General features: G+C 73.2%; 1 protein-coding gene. It reads right to left on the reverse strand.

The genetic code is table 11. The features are described from left to right. Positions 1-3,040, reverse strand: a 3,040-nt coding sequence (locus tag SM450_RS30960; protein ID WP_474623315.1) for a type I polyketide synthase, incomplete at both ends; no start/stop codon positions are given.

The following is a 3,040-nucleotide window of genomic DNA, read 5'->3' on the forward strand; positions in this document are numbered from 1 at the left end:
CCGTCGCGGGTGACCGTTGCGCTCCCACGGCTCGGCCTCGGTGAGCAGCGCGACGTTCCCGGCGTCCCAGTCGACGTGCGGGGACGCCTCGTCGACGTGGAGCGTCTGCGGCAGCTCGTCGTGCCGCATTGCCAGGACCATCTTGATCACGCTGGCGACACCGGCGGCGGCCTGCGTGTGCCCGATGTTCGATTTGACCGAGCCGAGCCACAGTGGCCGGTCGTCGGGTCGGTCCTGGCCGTAGGTGGCCAGGAGCGCCTGTGCCTCGATCGGGTCACCCAACGTGGTGCCGGTGCCGTGCGCCTCGACCGCGTCCACCTCGGACGGCTTCAGCCGGGCGTTTGCCAGGGCCTGGCGGATGACCCGCTGCTGGGACGGCCCGTTGGGGGCGGTGAGGCCGTTGCTGGCGCCGTCCTGGTTGACCGCCGACCCCCGGATCACCGCGAGCACCGGGTGGTTGTTGCGGCGGGCGTCGGAAAGCCGCTCCAGGACCAGCATGCCCGCGCCCTCGCCCCAGCCCACCCCGTCGGCCGCCGCGGCGAAGGACTTGCACCGCCCGTCCCGAGCCAGGCCGCGCTGCCGGCTGAACTCGGTGAACACGGTCGGGTTCGCCATCACCGTGGCGCCGCCGGCCAAGGCCAGATCGCACTCGCCGCCGCGCAACGCCTGCGCGGCCAGGTGGATCGCGACGAGCGACGACGAACACGCGGTGTCGACCGTGACCGCCGGACCTTCCAGGCCGAAGGTGTACGCGATCCGGCCGGACGCCACACTTGTCGTGGTGCCGGTGATGCTGTAGCCCTCGATCTCCAGCGGCGCCTCGGTCCCGTACTGCTGGGCGACGACGCCGGCGAAGACGCCGGTGCTGGTGCCGCGCAGCGTCGCCGGGGTGATCCCGGCCGCCTCGAACGCCTCCCAGGTGGTCTCCAGGAGCAGCCGCTGCTGCGGATCGGTGGCGGTGGCCTCGCGGGGGCTGATGCCGAAGAAGTCGGCGTCGAAACGGGCCGCGTCGTGCACGAAGCCGCCCTCCCGCGCGTAGCACTTCCCCGGCGCGTCGGGGTCCGGGTCGAAGAGTTCGTCGATGTCCCAGCCGCGCCCGTCGGGGAACTCGCCGATCGTGTCGGCGCCCTCGGCCAGCAGCCGCCACATCCGTTCCGGGGTGTCCGCCTCGCCGGGGAACCGGCAGGCCATCGCCACGATCGCGATCGGTTCGCCGGGCGCGACTGCCGACGGCGCCGGCCTGGCGGTTTCGGTGGCGGCCGGTGCGATGTGGGTGAGCAGGTAGGCGGCGAGCGCCTGCGGCGTCGGATAGTCGAAGATCATCGTGGCCGGCAACCGCAGCTCGGTGTCGGCGGTGAGCCGGTTACGCAGCTCGACCGCGGTCAGCGAGTCGAAGCCCAGGTCCTGGAAGGTCCGGCCCGGGTCGACGGCGTCCGCGGACGGATACCCGGCGACCGCGGCGACGTGCTCGCGGACGAGACCGAGCAGCGCGCCGAGCCGGTCCGGCCCGGCCAGCCGGAGCGCGAGCGCCGATCCGCCCCGGCCGTTCCCCGACGCGACGGCTCGCCGTGGCGCGGGCCGCACCAGCCCGCGCAGCAGCGGCGGCACGTCCGGGCTCCCGGCGAGGCGTCGCAGCGCGGCCGGGTCGAGGCGGGCCGGGACCAGCGTCGGAGCCGGATCGGCGAGCGCGGCGTCGAACAGCGCGAGGGCCTCGTCCGGTGCCATCGGCAGCAGGCCGCTCCGGCGCATCCGCTGCGCGTCGGCCTCGGCCAGCCCGCCGCCCATGCCGTCGCCCCCGGCCCACAGTCCCCAGGCGAGGGAGGTGGCGGGTAGTCCGTGGGTGTGGCGGTGGGTGGCGAGTGCGTCGAGGTAGGTGTTGGCGGCGGCGTAGTTGGCTTGTCCGGGGTTGCCGAGGGTGCCGGCGATGGAGGAGTAGGTGACGAAGGCGGTGAGGTCGTGCTTGCGGGTGAGTTCGTGCAGGTGCCAGGCGCTGTCGGCTTTGGGGGTGAGGACGGTGTCGAGTCGTTGGGTGGTGAGGTCGGTGAGGAGGCCGTCGTCGAGGATGCCTGCGGTGTGGATGACGGCGGTGGGTCGGTGGGTGTCGAGCAGTGCGGCGAGTTGATCGGGGTCGCTGGTGTCGCAGGCGGCGATGGTGATGTCGGCGCCGTGTGCGGCCAACTCGCTGTGGAGGTCGGTGGCGCCGGGTGCGTCGGGGCCTCGGCGGCTGGTCAGTAGCAGGCGGCGGATGCCGTAGGTGGTGACGAGGTGCCGGGCCAGCAGGCCGCCTAGCGCTCCGGTGCCGCCGGTGATGAGGACGGTGTCGTTCGGGGTGAGGGTGGTGGGGATGGTGAGGATGACTTTGCCTGTGTGTCGGGCTTGGCTGAGGTGGCGGAAGGCGGTGGGTGCGTCGCGGATGTCGAACGCGGTGACCGGCAGCGGCCGGAGCACCCCCGACGCGAACAGCAGACCGAGTTCGTCGAGCATCTCCCGGATCGCGTCCGGGCCGGCGTCGACCATGTCGAACGCCTGATACTCCACGCCCGGGTGGGCGTCCGCGACCACCTGCGGGTCACGGATGTCGGTCTTGCCCATCTCCAGGAAGTGGCCGCCGCGCGGCAGGAGCCGCAGCGAGGCGTCGACGAACTCCCGCGCCAGCGAGTCGAGCACCACGTCCATGCCCGCGTCGCCGGTGGCGGCCAGGAACTGTTCCTCGAAGTCGAGGGTGCGGCTGTTGCCGATGTGATCGTCCGGGATGCCGAGCGCCCGTAGCACCCGCTGCTTCGCCGGGCTGGCGGTCGCGTAGATGTCCGCGCCGAGGTGCCGGGCGAGTTGCACGGCGGCGGTGCCGACGCCGCCGGTCGCCGCGTGGATCAGGATGCGCTCGCCGCGACCCAGCCGCATCAGACGGGTGAGGCCGTAGTAGGCGGTGAGGAAGACGACAGGTGCGGCGGCGGCCTCCGCGAACGTCCAGCCCGGCGGCACCGGGGCGACCAGCCGCTGGTCGGTCACCGCGGTCGGTCCCATCGCGCCGGTGAACAGG

This window comes from Micromonospora marincola, from assembly GCF_056150385.1.